Genomic DNA, 16,685 nt, shown 5'->3' with positions numbered 1-16,685 from the left:
ATGGAGCAGCAGCCCAAACCCACCGCCTGGTTGATCAAGAGCGCCGTTGCGGCAGCGCTCCTGCTGCTCGCCTGCGGTATCGCGACCGCGCGGTTCGGACACACGCTGCAACTGCCGGTGACGACCGCGCGCGATGGCGCGCTCGTCATCGTGAACCGCTATGTCGACAATCCCGTTCCGGATGTCGTGCTGGTCGGCAGCTCGCTGACCTTCCGGCTGAGGGAGGAATATTTCGAAACGCCGCGCGTGGGGAATCTGGCGTTCGCGGGCGGCTCGCCCGTCACTGCGCTCGAGATCCTCGCGAGCCAGCGGCAGCTTCCCAAGCTGATCGTCGTCGAGACCAATATCTTGTCCCGCGCGCCGGATGTGGAGCTGGTGAAGCGCTTCTCCACCAAGGAAGGGCACGAGGCGCTGTTCTTGCGCCCGATCCGGACCGCCGTTGCGGCCTATGAGAACCGGGTGCATGCCCCGGTCACCCACGCCCAGATTGCGGCCCGGCTGAAAAGCCTGCTCGCGCAGCCGCCCGGCAATTTCGACAACCACGTCTATCTGCAGCGGGCGATCGGAGAGATGGAGTCCGAAGACCCGAGCGCCGCCGCCAAGGTCAATATCGAGATGATCGGCCGGTTGATCGAGGTGCTGGAACAGCGCGGCGCCCGCGTGCTGCTGATGGAAATGCCCTACGCCGCGCCGATCGAGACATCGCTCTATGTCAGGACCACGCGCGAGATCGTCCATCGCGCGTTCCCGGATCAGAACCGCTGGCTGCCGATCGACGTCGACCGTAGCGAACTGCGATGGGACGACGGCGTGCACCTGGACGCACGGTCGGCGGTGCTGGTGAGCCGCTACCTGGATGAATGCTTTTCCGCTAGATTGAAGTGATATCCGCGGATCTTCTCATTCTGGTCAGTAGGGTGCAGGAGCAATGGTCGCTTGGCTCAAGTCCGGCTCAGCGCCGGCGCAATTTCACGGTCCCACTATCGAGACGCCGCGGTTGATCCTGCGCTCGTGGAAGGCTTCCGACATCGCGCCGAATACCGCCATGCTCGCCGATCCCGAGACGGCGCGATTCATCACGCCCGACCACAAGGCGGTGACAAACGAAACGACTGGCTGGCGCAATGCGGCCGTCATCGCCGGGCACTGGGCGCTGTATGGTTTCGGCATGTTTGCCGTCGAAGAAAGATCATCCGGCCGCTACGTGGGCCGTGTGGGCCCCTGGTACCCGGCGGGATGGCCGGGGTTTGAGGTCGGCTGGGGTATCGCCAAGGACCATCGCGGCAAAGGCTATGCGGTCGAGGCCGCGCGCGCGGCCATCGACTGGGTGTTCGCCAATCTTGCAGTCGATCGCATCATTCATTGCATCGATCCGGTCAACGCCGCCTCGCAGAGCGTGGCACGCCGACTTGGTGCGAAAATCGACGGCCAGGCCGAGCTCAATGGCGATACCGTCGATATCTGGGTGACCGATCGCGATCGATGGACGGTTTGAGAGGCCTACTGCCGGCCCAATTGCGTCGCCTGTTCCACGCGGTCGAAGCGTTCCAGCGACAGGATCGCATCGGCGAATTGGTCGGCACGGCCGTTCAGGACCGGGCGGGCCAGGGTGAGGAATTTCTGCTGCATCGCCTGCGCATCGGGGAATGAGGTCGGCTCGCCGGAGGGATCGGCATTGAGCCGCTCATGCACGCCGTCATCGGTGGTGATGCTGACGCGCGCGCCGAACGGATGGGTGCGGCCGATCTCCAGCCGGTCGTCCTGCACCACGTCGAACTTGTCGGCGAGCGCATCAATTGCGGAATCGCCAAGCCGACTGTAGTCGTCCCAGCCGAAGCGGCCCTGGTCGAGGGCAACAGCACCGGTGAAGAACATCGAGAACTGGCCGCCAACGATCGAGGTCGGATGCCGCTTGGTGGCGGCATCGCCGGTCAGCGTGATGCCGTTGCGGTGCAGGCCGATCTCGACCCGCTTCACCTGGTCCGGCGTCAGATTGTGCTCGCGCCGCATCGCGATCAGCGCATCGATCGCGGCATGGGTGTAGCGGCAGCTCGGATAGGGTTTGACGCCGATCTTCATGGTCTCAAAGATGCTGCCGAGCCCTGCAATCGCCTTGTCCGGGTGCGCGTCGTCGCTGTAGCCGACGAGCAGGCCATGCTTGCCTTCCACCGATTCGACCGAGCCGACGAAATCGTTGCGCGCCAGCGTTGCGGCGATGACGCCGTTCATCGCGGCGGCGCCGACCTGGTAGCGCTTGTTCCAGGCGCCGTTGATCAGGAACTGCAGCGAGCCCGCGGCCTGGCTGCCGGAGACGCCGAAGGCCGCGATGATCTGCTCCTTCGATAGTCCGAACAGTTTCGCGGCCGCCGCCGCCGCGCCATAGGTGCCGGCGGTCGCGGTCGGATGGAAGCCGCGCGCATAATGCGAGGTCGGATCGAGCGCATTGCCGAGCCGGCAGCAGACCTCATAACCCGCGACAACAGCGGTCAGCACGTCGCGGCCGGACGCGCCGACCATCTCGCCGACGGCAAACGCAGCAGGCACCACGGGCGCGCTCGGATGCAGCGAGGAATCGGCATGCGTGTCATCGAAGTCGAGGGAATGGCCGAGCGCGCCGTTGAGCAGCGCTGCGACTGCCGGCGTCCAGGTCTTGCCGTCGCCGAACACGGTGGCTTCGCCCTTGCCATCAAGCGCCAGCGCTTCCAGCATCTTGAGCAGCGAGGGCGTGGATTCGGCTTCGCGCCGCGCCCGGATCGTGCTGCCCAGGAAGTCCAGCGTCAGCACCTTGGCGCGCTGCAATACTTCCGGTGGAATATCCGCGAATTTCAGGTTAGCGACATAGGCGGCGAGCGTTGCGGTTTCGTTGGCCATCGTGTTTCCTCGTTCTGTCGCGCAGGGTAGGCGGGCCGGTTTCACGTTTCAAGCCGCCTTCACGCCGCGGGCATCAGCCATGCCGAACGTCAGCCATAGGATCGTCGTGAGCAGCAGAGATTTGGTCGCATGACAGCCGCCGCGAAACGTGTGCTCGGCTGGATTCGCAGCCGAAAGGGCCAATTGGCGCTGGCAGTCAGGGTCACGGTGGCGGCCGCGATCGCCTATGCGGTGGCCGTCGCGCTGCACCTCCTGCTGCCGCTCTGGGCGGTGCTGACGTCGCTGATCGTGACCCAGATGAGCGTCGGCCGATCGCTGAAGGCAACCCGCGACTACATGCTCGGCACCATCGGCGGCGCGATCTATGGCGGCGCCATCGCGGTGCTGATCCCGTATTCCGGAGAGAGCGGCCTGCTCGGCTTGCTGGTGCTGGCGGTTGCGCCACTGGCCTTTGTCGCGGCCATCAACCCCAGCCTCAGTGCGGCCGCCGTGACGGCCGTGATCGTGCTGCTGGTCCCGACCATGCATCACGCCGATCCGCTGGTATCCGCAATCGACCGCGTCAGCGAGGTCGCGGTCGGCGCGGTCACCGGGCTTCTGGTGTCGTTTCTGGTGTTGCCGTCGCGCGCGGTGAGCCAGATCCGCGTCAACGCCGCGCGCCTGCTGGAACTGATCGCGGCCGCCTTCACTGAGCTGCTCGCCGGCCTGACGCGCGGGCGTGACAATGACGCCCTGCACCGCATCCAGGACGGCATCGGCACCGCGCTGGTCGGCCTGGACGCAACCGGCGCGGAGGCGGAGCGCGAGCGCTCCGCGCATCTATCGTCCGGTCCGGACACCGGGCCGCTGCTGCGGACCATCTTGCGACTGCGCCATGATGTCGTGATGATCGGCCGCGCCACTGTGGTGCCGCTGCCGGCGAATGTGCAGGCGCGACTTGCGGCGCCCTTGTCCGACGTCAGCAAGGCGATCACGCTCTATTTGCGTTCTGCCGCCGCAGCGCTGCGCATGGGCGCGGGCGCACCGCCGATCGCGCCTGTTCATGCCGCCCTGCAGCGCTATGCGAACGAAGTCGCCGCTGTTCGCAGCGAGGGCCTGATCCGCGGTCTTCCCGGCGACATGGCGGAGCGTTTCTTCGCACTCGGATTCTCGCTGGAGCAGATGCGGCAGAACCTGCTCGATCTCGATCGCGTCGTTGGCGAGTGGTCGGAGACGTCGGCAGCGGCGAAAGAGGCGGCCGAAGAATAGGGCGTGCGCTCTGTAGGATGACATAACAATGAGATCGCGGCCCCTGTCCTTGGCTGCTGCGATGATGGCTTGATAGGGTTGCCCGTTCTCTACTGAATCGTCTCGCAGGAAACACCGGCCTCCTTGGCCGCATTTGCCGCGCGATCCAATGGGCTTGTGGCTTGTTCCTTGCGCCCTCGGCAGAACGCTTGCTCCTGCGCACGCGCTGTCATGCTGCTGACGCAATCTCTGTCTTAGTCGATGAGAACTAAAACACTGTGTGAGAACCGCCCCGGTTCCCACAGCGGTTCCATCGCCCGGGTTGGCGCGAATCCGCAAAAAATTGGCACAAGTTCGTAAACGCCTCCGCGTTCGCTTGGCCATGCGTTGCGGCATCGGGAACCGAACGATCGAAGAAAATCAATCAAGGAGTTATGATGCTCTTCCGCTCGAGCGCCGCAATTTGCGGCGCCCTAGTTGCACTTGCCATTTCTGTTACCATTGCTCGCAGTGAAACCCGCGCGGTTTATTCAAGCGCTGTCGTCGATGTCGCTTCTGGGGATGCGATCGTTGGCGCAGCATCCATGTACAATCCGTTCCGGCCCGGATGGCGGGAGGGCGGCCCGAATACAGCCTCCGGCGAGCGCTATGATCCCTCTGGCTGGGCGGCTGCCATCAAGACAAGTTTGCGTCAGAAATTCGGTGGGGTGCAGTATGGCGCGAAGCCGAAGTATGCCCTCGTTGAGGCTGTAGGCAAGAAGGTCATCGTCAAGATAAATGACGTGGGGCCACTGACGCCTGGCCGCATCATTGACCTGAATGAGCGGACGATGCGCCATTTCGATCCAAGCCTGCAGCTCGGAGTCATCAATGACGTAACGGTCAGGCCGCTCTCAGGGGACGATTGGACCGCCGGACCGGTCCGCGATGGCCTCCTCGCCGCTGATTCTTGAAGCGATTGCACCTCTGGCGACAAGACGCCGGCGGGCGCAATTTGCACGCCGGCGATCGCGCCTATTTATGCTGCCCTGCAGCGCGACGTCGGCGAAGTCGCCGCCGTCCGCAGCGCTCGTGACCAAGGCGGAAGTTACACCTTAAGCTATCGTTTACTCTCGAAAGCTGCACTTTACCGCCTCGCGCTCAACCGCTCTTAAATCTTAGGAGGTATCGTCCGGAGACACAGGCTTCATCTCCACTATCATGCGGCCATGCGATGAATGATACCGAATCCGAAGAAAGCAAAGCTCAGCGCTTTGCGGCATTACCGAGATGGAAAAGATGGCTCGTCTACTTCGGCATCCTTAACCGCCGCTTCTTGCTTATGAGCGATGCCGAACGGCAGACATTCAGGACTGAGCAGCTCAGGCGATTTGCCGATTGGCCGATGTGGAAGAAGTTGCTCGCGACGGCAGGGCTTGCGGTCGGCGCGATTGCGGGACCTTTGCATTCCTACTTATTCGGACAATTGACAATCGGATGGAAAAAGCTCGGTTTTACCAGGACGATTGTTGCCTCCGAAGAGCCCGTGCTTTTCGTTGCGACGTTGCTGTTTCTCGAGTGCACCGTCATCTTGATGCTTTGTCTCACGACCAAAGTTTTCTTCTTCCATCGCGACTAGAGCGCGATGTCATTTGGTTGAATCGGCTTGGCCGCAAGTTCACCTCTCCCGAAGGGAGAGGTCGCGCCGGAGGCGCGGGTGAGGGGTTACGGTCCCTCGATAGAGCAGATCCCCTCACCCGGCGCTACGCGCCGACCTCTCCCTATGGGAGAGGTGAGAAGAGGCAGCGCCCATGGGAACACAATTCGACCTTATCTCATCACGCTCTAGGTTTAGTTCACGGCCGAGCGCGCGATGCGGTTAGGCTGGCTCTAAAGCGCGACCTGCCGCAGCATCGCGGCCACGACCAGACGGTGAAAGGGCAGGATGATCGCGAGGTAGGTCCGGCCGAGCCGATTATGCGTCCGCACCAGCGTGGTGGTGGTGACCTCCTGGCTGCCGGCATGTGCGGTGACATCGACCACGACACGAAAATCGAGATGGCTGTCGTTGAAGCCCGCCACCAGCCGTTCCGGCGTCTCGCTGAGAACCGGAAACATGCCGACCATGCCAAGCGATGCCCTATCGCCTTCGCCCGACGTCTTCAGGCCAAGCGGCGCGACAATCAGATTGCGCAATCGCAACAGCGCTTCGATCCAGCGCTGCCGGCGCGCAAACATCTTCTCGGCCGCCTTGCGCGCATCGAGCGCGGTGCCGTCGACGGCGATGCGAAAGGCGTCGATGAACTCCGCGCCCGCGAGCAACGGGCCGGGATCGATATCGGGCGTGACTTCGCGCGCTTTCATCACACGGCCAATCTGCTGGTCAGCAGGCGGAAACGCAAGATGAGCAGAAGGGCGTAGGCCGCAGTCCCGGCCGATAGCCCGATCCAGATGCCGACTGCGCCGAGCGTGGTCGCGAAGCCGAGCAGGCACGCAGAGGTGAACCCGATCAGCCAGTAGCTGATCGTGGCGAACAGCAGCGGCAGGCGCGTGTCGTTCATGCCGCGCAACGCGCCGGCGGCAACCGTCTGCACGCCGTCGGCGATGAAGAAGGTCGAGCCGACCAGGAGCAGCGAGGCCGTCAATTGCACGGTCGCTTCGGCTGCTTCGCCGAGGAAGATTTCGGCGATCGCGGATCGTCCGAGAATGACAAAGAGCGTCATCGTCGACATGAAGGCGATGCCGAGCCCGGTTGCGACGAGTCCCGCGCGCCTGACCGCTTGCGCATCGGTGCGTCCGACCGCATGGCCGACACGGACCGTCGCCGCCATGCCGATCCCGAACGGCACCATGAACAGGATGGCTGCGATCTGCAGCGCGATCTGGTGCGCGGCCAGCGCGGCCGTCGAGATCAGCCCCATCAACAGCCCCGCTGCGCCGAACAGGCCAAATTCCAGGAGGAACGAGACTGAGATCGGCGCGCCGACAATGACGAGCTGCCGCATCAGTGGCCAATCGATGCGCCAGACGCGGCCGAGCACCTGGTATTTCCGGAACGGCCGGCGGCGGTAGGCGAACCACAGGCCGGCGAGGAAGGTCCCGAGATTGACGATCGAGGTGGCAATGCCGACCCCGAACAGCCCGAGCGACGGCAATCGCCAAGCGCCATAGGAAGCACCATAGAGCAGGAGATAGACCAGCAGCGCATTGGCCGGGATCGCCGCGAGCGTGATCCACAGGATCGGCTCGGGCCGGTTGACCGCACTCATGAAGCCGCGGATCGCAATGAACCACAGCGCCGGCAGCATGCCCCAGGCGAGGCCGAACAGATACTGCTGCGCGAGCTGCGCGGCCGTCGCGGACTGGCCGAGCGCGAGCAGGATCTGCTCGCCGCGGAACGGCAGCACCATCAGCGGCAATGTGATGAACAGCGCGGCCCACAGCCCGACGCGGAGCGAGCGCCGCACCATGCGCGGATTGCGCGCGCCAAAGGCTTGCGCCGCCAGCGGGGCGACGGCGGACATCAGTCCCATGCCGAAGGTGAAGCTGACAAAGTAGACCGTGCCCGCCAAGGCTGCGGCGGCGACAGCCTCGTCGCCGAACCGGCCGATGAAGGCGAGGTCGGTCGTCATCATCGCGATCTGGCCGAGCTGCGTCAGCGCCATTGGCACTGCCAGGCGCAGGGTCTCAGTGAGCTCGTCGCGCAAATGGTGACGAGGCGCACGCGCGGCCGCGCACGGCGCCATCGAAGCGCGTTCGATGTTCTCGGTTGAGGTCATGGCGTGAGATTAGCACTGCCGCGCGCCTAAAAGGTGGCGGAACAGCCACTGCGGTGGCCCGGGTGGAGCGCAGGCGTAACCCGGGGCCGCTCGCGAATGCCGATGCGGCTGTCCCGGGTTGCGCTTCGCTTCACCCGGGCTACGGCCCGGTTTACGGCTGGCCCTGCCTGATCGCGTTGATTTCGCGTTGCTGGGCCTCGAGGACGCCGTCGGCGATCTGTCCGACGCGGGGATCGCTGACATGGGCGCGCTCGCTCGTCAGGAGCGCCGCCGAATGGTGCGGGATCACGACCGGGATGCCCGCGACGCCGCTGGGGCTCTCGTTGCTATGCGCGAGCCAGAGCGCAATCGTCAGCACCGCGACTGCTGCCGCGGCAATGGTGAGATTGGCGGCATCGCCGCCGGTGATCTGGAGAAAGCTGGGCAGACGAACGCGCATGGTCGCACCTGCCTATGGGGGATTGGCAGTGCAACGGACAGGTCGGCCGTTAGTTCCAATTTACCGCACGCGTTCGGGCACGCGGGTGATCTTGGCGCCGAGCGCGTTCAGCCGCTGCTCGATCCGCTCGTAGCCGCGCTCGATCTGGTCGGCATTGTTGATGGTGGAGGTGCCCTCGGCGCAGACGGCCGCAAGCAGCATCGCCATGCCGGCGCGGATGTCGGGGGAGGTCATCGGCGCGCCGCGCAGGCGGCTCGGACCGGCGACGATGGCGCGATGCGGGTCGCACAACACGATGCGCCCGCCCATTGCGATGAGCTTGTCGACGAAGAACATCCGCGATTCGAACATTTTTTCGAACATCAGGATGACGCCATCGCATTGGGTCGCGGTGACGATCGCGATCGACATCAAATCTGCGGGGAAGGCCGGCCAGGGCTGGTCCTCCAACTTCGGCACATGGCCGCCGAAATCATCATGGATCTTCATGGTCTGGCCCGAGGGCACCACGAGGTCGTCGCCCTCGACGCCGCAGACGATGCCGAGCCGCTCAAAACCCATCCGGATCGAGCGCAGATGCTCGACGCCGGCACGCGCGATGCGCAGCGGCGAGCGCGTCACCGCGGCAAGCCCGATCAGCGAGCCGACCTCGATGTGATCGGGCTGGAGCGCGTAGTGCGTGCCGCCGAGCGTGGCCGGGCCGTGCACGATGATGGTATTGGTGCCGATGCCCTCGATCTTGGCGCCGAGCGCGACCAGGAAATGCGCGAGATCCTGCACATGCGGCTCGGACGCGGCGTTGCGCAGGTAGGTGGTGCCGCGGGCCGCCACGGCCGCAACCAGCGCGTTCTCGGTCGCGGTGACGCTGGGCTCGTCGAGGAACACGTCGGCGCCCTTCAGGCGGGAGGCGCGGAACTCGAGCCGATGCGTCGCGGTGACGCTGGCACCTAACTGCTCGAAAGCGAGGAAATGCGTGTCGAGACGGCGGCGGCCGATCACGTCGCCGCCGGGCGGCGGCAATGCGACCTCGCCGCAGCGGGCGAGCAGCGGCCCCGCGAGCAGGATCGAGGCGCGGATCCGCGCACACAGTTCCGGATCGAGATCGGCGGCGCGGATCTCCTTGGCGTGGATCAGCAGCGTGTTTCGCTCGGTCCACTCGGCCGAGGCGCCGACGGAGCGGCAAAGCTCAACCAGCGTCTCGGTGTCGCGGATCCGCGGCACATTGGTCAGCGTGACCGGATGCTCGGTCAATAGCGCCGCCGCAATGATCGGCAGCGCCGAATTCTTGTTGCCGGACGGCTCGATCGTGCCGGAGAGCCGGTGGCCGCCCTCGACGATATATTGGATGGGCGCCACGTTGTCCTCGACGGGTTGGTTGCTTCGCTCGTGGAAGATTCCGTAACGGAATCAAAGGGCAGTCAGAGCGACATAGCACACAAGGCTCGTCCAAGTCATGCCCTTAGCATCCACTGCCCCGGCCATCAGGCCGGGACTGTGGCTGCCTGCTCGATCAGCCCGCTTTCCTTCAGCTCCTGCCAGAATTCCGCGGGGATCTTGGCCTGCATTGAATTGTAGTCCTCGAGGATCTGCCGGTGGCTGCTCGCGCCCACGACCAAGGCGACGACAACGTCAGGGGCTGATGAGAACTGCAACGCCGCGGTCCGCAGATCGACGCCGTGGCGGGCGGCTGCTGCGCGCAGCCGGTCGCGTTTCTCGATATGGGCCGGGGAGATCTTGTAATTGTTCGGCCCGTAATTGTAGCGCGGACTGCCGGAGATGAAGCCTGCATTCAGCGCCGAGCCGATCACCAGCGACACGTTCTTCTGCCGCACCGCCGGGAAAACCTGATTGACGGCGTTGGCATGATCGATCAGCGAGTACTGCGACGCGCAAAGGCAGACGTCGGGATCGGCAACGTCGATGACGCGCAGGATCGGCTCGGGACAATTCACGCCGATGCCCCAGGCCTTGATGATGCCTTCCTCGCGCATGCGCGAGAGTGCCGGGAACGCGCCGCGTTCGGCGATCACGAACTGCTCCTGCCATGATGTCGGGAAGTATGGAAAATCAGGCGAGATGTCGTGGACGAACGCCACATCAAGGCTGTCGACGCCGAGCCGCTGCAGGCTGTCCTCGATTGAACGGCGAACACCGTCAGCGGTGTAGTCGTAGGTGACGTCATTCGGCGAGTCCGAGAGTGGAAAGATTTCCGCATGCCGATTGTTCTTCGAGGCCTTGAACAGCTTGCCGACCTTCGACGACAGTACGTAATCGCCGCGGGGCTTGTTGTGCAGGAAATGGCCGAAGCGGCGCTCCGACAATCCGAAGCCGTACCAGGGAGCCACGTCGAAATAACGCACGCCGGCGCTCCATGCGGCCTCGAGCGTCGCCTCGGCGTCCTCGTCGGTGACCTTGTTGAACTCGTTGCCGAGCGGAACACCGCCCAGCCCGAAGCGGAACTCCGGCTTGAAAAGTTGTGTCGCCCGATTTGCCTGTGCCATGCGATTGTCTCCTTTGCTGTCGGTGGCGGCTATCACCAATGACGGTGCCGCAAGGGCGCCGACCGTCGCCGCGGCGACGGTGAGGAAATCCCTGCGGCTGCCAGTTCGTTTCGTCATCGCGTGTCTCCTTCGTCATGCGGGGAAGGCGCCGAGAAGCGCGGCTCCATGCGCGGCGCCTCTTCCTTGAAACTTGAGTATGGGTCGTAAAACCGCGGCCACCAGGGTAGGTTCGTTGAGTGCAGCTCAACGACGCCTTGAGAGGCCGTTCATGAAAACGTTCGACCGAAACATGCTGGCGGACTTGAACGTGTTCCTGACGATCGTGCGCCGCGGCAGCCTTGCCAAAGCGGGCATCGAGCTCGGCGTGAGCACGTCCGCCTTGAGCCATCGCCTGCGCAAGCTGGAGTCCGATCTGGGCGTAAGGCTGTTGCATCGCTCCAGCCGTTCCGTCAGGCCGACTGACGCAGGAGCCGCGCTTGCCGCTGAGCTGGAGAATGGATTTCGCACCATCCGCGATGCCTTGACCGGGCTGGAGAACCATCGACGTGTCCCGGTGGGGCGGCTTCGTCTCAACGTTCTCCGTGATGCCGCACGGCTTGTGCTTGGTCCCGTGCTGCCGCGTTACTGCAAGGAATTTCCGGGCATGCATGTCGACGTAACCGTCGAGGATCGCATGGTCGAGATCATCGCCGAGGGCTTTGACGCCGGCATCCGCTATGGCGATCGCGTGCCGCTGGACATGGTGGGGATAGCGCTGACCAAACCGTTGAAGTGGGTCGTGGTCGGCTCACCCGAACTGATCGCGCGCGCTGGCCGTCCCGATACTCCCGGCGATCTGCTGCAGCTTCCGTGCGTCGAGATGCGCGTCGGCGATAACCGCAACTTCCCGTGGGAATTGGGCAATGGCGATTCGATGATCCGGCTCGATGTCCGCGGGCCGGTATGCGCCAACGAGACGGAACATGCAGTCGACATGGCGCTGCGTGGCGTGGGCTTCGTCTATTGTCTGGAACGGCGGATCGAAGCGGAGGTCGTATCCGGCGCGTTGGAAATCCTGCTGCCGGAATGGGCCTCGGAAGGCCCGCCCTTCACCATCTACTATCCGAGCCGCCGCCAACCGCCGCCCGGTCTGCGCCAGCTCATCGACCTCACGCGCAGGCGCGAAAACCTGCCGCCATTGGCCGCGACCGACGCCGACGCCTGATGCGCTCGGGCTGGCAGCGTCGCGGCCTCAGATGTCGATGTTTGCGCTGAGCGAGTTTTCCTGGATGAAGTCGCGGCGCGGCTCGACCACGTCGCCCATCAGCTTGGTGAAGATGTCGTCGGCCTCATCGACCTCCTTGACCTTCACCTGCAACAGCGAGCGCGCGTCGGTATCCAGCGTGGTCTCCCAGAGCTGCTCCGGGTTCATCTCGCCGAGACCTTTGTAGCGTTGCAGGGTCAGGCCCTTGCGGGCCGTGTTGGTTACGGCTTCGAACAGGTCGACGGGGCCGTAGATGAGTTGCTCGCTGTCCTTGCGGCGCAGCTTGCCGGAGCGGGCATAGACGCTCTGCAGCCGCTCCCGGTATTCGTGGAGCTTGCGGGCGTCGGCCGAACCGAGGAAGGCGTCGTCGATGACGGCGACATCCTTGACGCCGCGTACGGTGCGTTCGAACATGAAGCCCTGGCCTTCGACGAATTGTCCGGTCCAGCCGCGTTCGACTTCCTCGGCCTGATTGTCCAGCCGTCCCGCCATGTATTCTGCCGCGGCAGCGGCGGTTTCCGGATTGCTGTAGATATCCTTGCCGAACAGACCTGCGATGGCAGCCTGCTCGACGACCTTCCGATTGTAGCGGCTATGCAGGTTGCGCAGCACGGCGCGAATGACGCGGGCGTCGTCGATCAGGGAGCGCAGATCGCGGCCCGAGCGTTCCTCGCCGGTGCCAAGCGTGAACACGCAATCGTCGAGCCCGGCCTCGATCAGATAATCTTCCAGCGCGCGCTCGTCCTTCAGATACTGCTCGGACTTGCCGCGCGTGACCTTATAGAGCGGCGGCTGCGCAATATAGAGATAACCGCCGTCGATGATCTCGCGCATCTGGCGATAGAAGAAGGTCAAGAGCAGCGTGCGGATATGGGCGCCGTCGACGTCGGCGTCCGTCATCACGATGATCTTGTGATAGCGCAGCTTGTCGATCGAGAAGTCGTCGCTGATCCCGGTGCCGAGCGCCGTGATCAGCGTACCGATCTGCTCAGAGGACAGCATCTTGTCGGGGCGGACGCGCTCGACATTGAGGATCTTGCCGCGCAGCGGCAGCACCGCTTGGAATTCGCGGTTGCGGCCCTGCTTGGCGCTGCCGCCTGCCGAGTCACCCTCGACGATGAAGAGTTCCGACTTGGCGGGATCCTTCTCCTGGCAGTCGGCCAGTTTGCCTGGCAGCGAGGAGACCGCGAGCGGATTCTTGCGGGTCAGTTCGCGCGCCTTGCGCGCGGCCTCGCGGGCGGCCGCGGCCTGGATCACCTTGCCGACGATGACTTTCGCCTCGCTCGGATGCTCCTCGAACCAGGCGGCAAGGGCCTCGTTGATGACGTTCTCGACAACGGGACGCACTTCCGAGGACACCAGCTTGTCCTTGGTCTGCGACGAGAACTTCGGATCCGGCACTTTCACCGAGAGCACGGCGGTCAGGCCCTCACGACAGTCGTCGCCGGTCAGCGTGATCTTTTCCTTTTTCGCGTTGGCCTCGGCATAGCCGTTGACCTGACGCGTCAGCGCGCCGCGGAAGCCGGCCAGATGGGTGCCGCCGTCACGCTGCGGGATATTGTTGGTGAAGCACAGCACGTTCTCGTGGTAGCTGTCGTTCCACCACAGCGCGGCTTCGACCCCGATGCCGTTCATCTCCGAACGGACCATGATCGGATTGGCGACGACCGCCTTCTTGTTGCGGTCGAGATATTTGACGAATTCCTCGACGCCGCCGACATAGTGCAGTTCCTCGCGCTTCTCGACCGCATGGCGCATGTCCGAGAGCACGATGTTGACGCCGGAATTGAGGAAGGCGAGTTCGCGCAGGCGATGCTCCAGCGTCGCGAAATCATATTCGATGTTCTTGAAGGTCTCGATGGAGGCGAGGAAGGTGACCTCGGTGCCGCGCTTGCCATTGGCGTCGCCGACCACCTTCAACGGGGCGAGCGAATCGCCATGGGCGAACTCGACAAAATGTTCCTTGTCGTCGCGCCAGACGCGGAGCTTCAACGAACTCGACAGCGCGTTGACGACGGAGACGCCGACGCCGTGCAGGCCGCCCGAAACCTTGTAGGAGTTCTGGTCGAATTTACCACCGGCATGGAGCTGGGTCATGATGACCTCGGCCGCGGAGATGCCTTCGCCCTTGTGGATGCCGACGGGAATACCGCGGCCGTCGTCGCGCACGGTGACGGAATTGTCGGGATTGAGCACGACTTCGACGCGCGTCGCGTGGCCCGCAAGCGCTTCGTCGATCGCGTTATCGACGACTTCATAGACCATGTGATGCAGGCCGGAACCGTCATCGGTGTCGCCGATATACATGCCCGGCCGCTTGCGCACGGCATCCAGGCCCTTCAAGACCCGGATCGATTCCGCACCATATTCCACGGGAATGGGATGCTCGCTTTCGGCAGGGGTCTGCCGGGCTGGTTCTGTCATGTGAGGCCTTAGGATGTCCCGAATCAGCAGCGCAAAACTGAGGGCTGATTACACTATTTGTGCCACGAAAGATGCATCGCGCCTAGCGCAAAGTCTGTCTCCGCAAGCTGTTGAATAAATAGTATTTTTCTGCCTTTTTTCAAGGCGGTTTAAGGCTGTTTCAAAGGCCGCGAAAAAGCGCGATTCGAGGTCCATTGCGAGCGCTCGAGAATCCCGATTTGGATCGCTCGGCGAGCTCCCTCTGGCAGCGCTTCGCGGACCTGCTAGAGAGGGCATCGAAGCAGGCTGACTTCGATGCCTTCTCCTAGTTCCGCGATTTCCGGATTATTTGCCCTTGTCCCTGCCGTCCCAGCTTTATCGGCCCGATATCGATGGCCTCCGCGCCATCGCCGTGATGCTGGTGCTGATCTTCCACGCTTTTCCTGAAGCCGCGCCGGGCGGGTTCGTCGGCGTCGATGTCTTCTTCGTGATTTCCGGCTTTCTGATCACCGGTATCATCGCGCGCGAGCTCGGCGAGCAGCGCTTCAGTCTGGCCGGCTTCTATGCCAGGCGCATCCGGCGGATTTTTCCAGCGCTGATCGTCGTGCTCGCTGTCGCGCTGGTGGCGGGCTGGCTATTGATGCTGCCGTCCGCCTATGTGCAACTGGGCAGCGACGTCTTTGCCAGCGCTGCGTTTCTCGCCAACATCGCGCTATTGCTGCAGTCAGGCTATTTCGACGTCGAATCGGCGAAAAAGCCGCTGCTGCATCTGTGGTCGCTCGGCATCGAGGAGCAGTTCTACCTGTTCTGGCCGCTATTGCTGATCCTGGTGGCGCGGCTGCGGCTGAAACTGTTCTGGATCGCCGCAATCCTCGGCGCCGCCTCCTTCGCCCTCAATCTGGTGCTGATCGGCGCAAACCCGGTCGCAACCTTCTATCTGCCGTTCACGCGCGCCTTCGAATTGCTCGCCGGCGCCTTGCTGGCGCTGGGCTGGAGCCAAACCGGCAAACCGACCGTCGCGAGTGATTGGCGTGCGTTCGCAGGGTTCGCCCTGATCGCGCTCGCGGTCGGCCTGTACGACAGTCACAGCCAGTTTCCGGGTTGGCGCGCGGCGCTGCCGGTAGTTGGGTCCGCGCTGCTGCTGTCGGCTCCCGCTGCCTGGCTCAATCGCAGCCTGCTCGCCAGCCGGCCGATGGTATGGATCGGGCTGATCAGTTATCCGCTCTATCTCTGGCACTGGCCGCTGCTGGTGTTCTTCGCGCTGATCAAGTTCAGTCCGCTGACGCTGCTCGAGCGCGGCCTGATCCTGCTGCTCAGCGTGCTGCTCGCCTGCGCGACCTACCGCCTCATCGAGAAGCCGCTGCGTTTCGGCCGGCCGCAGCCGCGCAAATTGGTTGCGCTGGGTGCCAGCATCGTGCTCATCGCCGCGCTCGGCGGCACTGTCGTTTGGGGGCGTGGCTACGATTTCCGCCTGCCGCCGGAAATCCGCGCCATGGCCGGTGTGTCGACACAGCCAGCGCAATGGCGGTTCCACCAATGCCTGCTCGATCTCGGCCGCGATACGTCGTTCGCCGATGATTGCGTTGACCGTGACCGCCGCCCGCTGGTCGTGATCTGGGGCGACTCGACCGCGGGCGCGCTGTTGCCCGGATTGCGGAAAGTGCAGGAGACGAAGAATTTCGGCATCGCGCAGTTCACCTCGGCCTCCTGCGTTCCTGTTCTGAATGTCGATGTGCCCGGCACGCCCAACTGCCGCGCGATGAATGACAAGGTGTTCTCACTGATCCGCGATATCAGGCCCGACATCGTGCTGATGCACGGCACCTGGGATCGCTATCCGGACAAGATCGCCGAGACCGCCGCCGCGCTGAAGCGTGAGACCGGCGCGCGCGTGGTCGTGCTCGGTGCGGTGCCGACCTGGCGGCGCGGGCTGCCGAATGAAGTGCTGCGTTATTTCCTGCTTTATCACGACCTGCTCCCGGCGCGCTGGAGCGGCGGCGTGACCAGCGGATGGTTCGACGCGGTGATGCGTGACAAGCTTGCGCCCGCCGGTGCGGACTTCGTCTCCGCCTGGGATGTGCTGTGCAATGGCGAGGGCTGCCTGACCCGGATCGGCGACAGTGCCGGCGATATCACCGCAAGCGACGGCATTCACCTCACCGAGAAGGGTTCGGCCTATCTCGTCGACGCGGTGATTGACCGTGTGCTCGACGGGCGCAAAGCAAGCGATCCGGGAAAGTAGC

14 protein-coding genes are annotated in these 16,685 nt (G+C 64.0%); 7 read left to right on the top strand and 7 right to left on the bottom strand.

The window, feature by feature from the left end:
* Complete coding sequence (locus tag AC5ZGW_RS18685) at positions 1-885, top strand: hypothetical protein (RefSeq protein WP_130229483.1); 885 nt, start codon at positions 1-3, stop codon at positions 883-885.
* 43 nt (positions 886-928) lie between these two features.
* A complete protein-coding gene (locus AC5ZGW_RS18680) occupies positions 929-1,495 on the top strand; it encodes a GNAT family N-acetyltransferase (protein WP_130229482.1) in 567 nt (188 codons plus the stop codon).
* Positions 1,496-1,500: 5 nt separating this feature from the next.
* Here the strand turns inward: AC5ZGW_RS18680 and AC5ZGW_RS18675 are convergent, their stop codons facing one another.
* Complete coding sequence (locus AC5ZGW_RS18675) at positions 1,501-2,871, bottom strand: MmgE/PrpD family protein (RefSeq protein ID WP_130229481.1); 1,371 nt, start codon at positions 2,869-2,871, stop codon at positions 1,501-1,503.
* Positions 2,872-3,000: 129 nt separating this feature from the next.
* Here AC5ZGW_RS18675 and AC5ZGW_RS18670 point away from each other — a divergent pair, with 129 nt between their 5' ends.
* The 3 genes from AC5ZGW_RS18670 to AC5ZGW_RS18660 all read left to right on the top strand — a co-directional run bounded on the left by AC5ZGW_RS18670 (position 3,001) and on the right by AC5ZGW_RS18660 (position 5,716).
* Positions 3,001-4,119 (top strand): FUSC family protein, encoded by a 1,119-nt coding sequence (locus AC5ZGW_RS18670; RefSeq protein ID WP_130229480.1) that lies wholly within the window; start codon positions 3,001-3,003, stop codon positions 4,117-4,119.
* A 413-nt stretch (positions 4,120-4,532) separates the two neighbouring features.
* Positions 4,533-5,051, top strand: coding sequence for an RlpA-like double-psi beta-barrel domain-containing protein (locus tag AC5ZGW_RS18665; RefSeq protein ID WP_207231125.1), 519 nt, complete (start codon positions 4,533-4,535; stop codon positions 5,049-5,051).
* Between the two features lie 260 nt (positions 5,052-5,311).
* Positions 5,312-5,716, top strand: a complete 405-nt coding sequence (locus AC5ZGW_RS18660; RefSeq protein WP_028162536.1) for a hypothetical protein — start codon at positions 5,312-5,314, stop codon at positions 5,714-5,716.
* 251 nt (positions 5,717-5,967) lie between these two features.
* On the opposite strand, the gene AC5ZGW_RS18655 is transcribed toward AC5ZGW_RS18660, so the two are convergent.
* The 5 genes from AC5ZGW_RS18655 to AC5ZGW_RS18635 form a co-directional block, all read right to left on the bottom strand.
* Positions 5,968-6,441: a DUF2867 domain-containing protein gene (locus tag AC5ZGW_RS18655; RefSeq protein WP_130229526.1), complete on the bottom strand. Its 474-nt coding sequence runs from the start codon at positions 6,439-6,441 to the stop codon at positions 5,968-5,970.
* Positions 6,441-7,856: an MATE family efflux transporter gene (locus AC5ZGW_RS18650; protein ID WP_130229525.1), complete on the bottom strand. Its 1,416-nt coding sequence runs from the start codon at positions 7,854-7,856 to the stop codon at positions 6,441-6,443. Before AC5ZGW_RS18650 ends, AC5ZGW_RS18655 begins: the two co-directional genes overlap by 1 nt.
* A gap of 151 nt (positions 7,857-8,007) precedes the next feature.
* Entirely contained in the window at positions 8,008-8,295 is a 288-nt protein-coding gene (locus AC5ZGW_RS18645) for a hypothetical protein (RefSeq protein ID WP_130229524.1), read from the bottom strand.
* A 60-nt stretch (positions 8,296-8,355) separates the two neighbouring features.
* On the bottom strand, positions 8,356-9,651 hold the full coding sequence (murA, locus tag AC5ZGW_RS18640; RefSeq protein WP_130229523.1) for a UDP-N-acetylglucosamine 1-carboxyvinyltransferase: 1,296 nt from the start codon (positions 9,649-9,651) through the stop codon (positions 8,356-8,358).
* A gap of 125 nt (positions 9,652-9,776) precedes the next feature.
* Positions 9,777-10,913, bottom strand: a complete 1,137-nt coding sequence (locus AC5ZGW_RS18635) for an aldo/keto reductase (RefSeq protein ID WP_130229522.1) — start codon at positions 10,911-10,913, stop codon at positions 9,777-9,779.
* A 151-nt stretch (positions 10,914-11,064) separates the two neighbouring features.
* Here AC5ZGW_RS18635 and AC5ZGW_RS18630 point away from each other — a divergent pair, with 151 nt between their 5' ends.
* On the top strand, positions 11,065-12,000 hold the full coding sequence (locus AC5ZGW_RS18630; RefSeq protein ID WP_130229521.1) for a LysR family transcriptional regulator: 936 nt from the start codon (positions 11,065-11,067) through the stop codon (positions 11,998-12,000).
* A 27-nt stretch (positions 12,001-12,027) separates the two neighbouring features.
* Here AC5ZGW_RS18630 and gyrB read toward each other — a convergent pair whose 3' ends face one another.
* Positions 12,028-14,463, bottom strand: coding sequence for a DNA topoisomerase (ATP-hydrolyzing) subunit B (gyrB, locus tag AC5ZGW_RS18625; RefSeq protein WP_130229520.1), 2,436 nt, complete (start codon positions 14,461-14,463; stop codon positions 12,028-12,030).
* Positions 14,464-14,797: 334 nt separating this feature from the next.
* Between gyrB and AC5ZGW_RS18620 the strand changes: the two genes are divergently transcribed.
* Positions 14,798-16,684: an acyltransferase family protein gene (locus AC5ZGW_RS18620; RefSeq protein WP_130229519.1), complete on the top strand. Its 1,887-nt coding sequence runs from the start codon at positions 14,798-14,800 to the stop codon at positions 16,682-16,684.
* The last annotated feature ends 1 nt before the right edge of the window (position 16,685 follow it).

The organism is Bradyrhizobium sp. Crot121, assembly GCF_059512385.1.
This window is presented reverse-complemented; position numbering and strand designations above follow the sequence as displayed.

Bases quoted from the DNA above. Each gene is read 5' to 3' on its own strand.
- AC5ZGW_RS18675 (WP_130229481.1), bottom strand. From the start codon at position 2,871: ATGGCCAACGAAACCGCAACGCTCGCCGCCTATGTCGCTAACCTGAAA.
- AC5ZGW_RS18685 (WP_130229483.1), top strand. From the start codon at position 1: ATGGAGCAGCAGCCCAAACCCACCGCCTGGTTGATCAAGAGCGCCGTT.
- gyrB (WP_130229520.1), bottom strand. From the start codon at position 14,463: ATGACAGAACCAGCCCGGCAGACCCCTGCCGAAAGCGAGCATCCCATT.
- AC5ZGW_RS18680 (WP_130229482.1), top strand. From the start codon at position 929: ATGGTCGCTTGGCTCAAGTCCGGCTCAGCGCCGGCGCAATTTCACGGT.
- AC5ZGW_RS18635 (WP_130229522.1), bottom strand. From the start codon at position 10,913: ATGACGAAACGAACTGGCAGCCGCAGGGATTTCCTCACCGTCGCCGCG.
- AC5ZGW_RS18650 (WP_130229525.1), bottom strand. From the start codon at position 7,856: ATGACCTCAACCGAGAACATCGAACGCGCTTCGATGGCGCCGTGCGCG.
- AC5ZGW_RS18655 (WP_130229526.1), bottom strand. From the start codon at position 6,441: ATGAAAGCGCGCGAAGTCACGCCCGATATCGATCCCGGCCCGTTGCTC.
- AC5ZGW_RS18665 (WP_207231125.1), top strand. From the start codon at position 4,533: ATGATGCTCTTCCGCTCGAGCGCCGCAATTTGCGGCGCCCTAGTTGCA.
- AC5ZGW_RS18660 (WP_028162536.1), top strand. From the start codon at position 5,312: ATGAATGATACCGAATCCGAAGAAAGCAAAGCTCAGCGCTTTGCGGCA.
- AC5ZGW_RS18645 (WP_130229524.1), bottom strand. From the start codon at position 8,295: ATGCGCGTTCGTCTGCCCAGCTTTCTCCAGATCACCGGCGGCGATGCC.
- AC5ZGW_RS18630 (WP_130229521.1), top strand. From the start codon at position 11,065: ATGAAAACGTTCGACCGAAACATGCTGGCGGACTTGAACGTGTTCCTG.
- AC5ZGW_RS18670 (WP_130229480.1), top strand. From the start codon at position 3,001: ATGACAGCCGCCGCGAAACGTGTGCTCGGCTGGATTCGCAGCCGAAAG.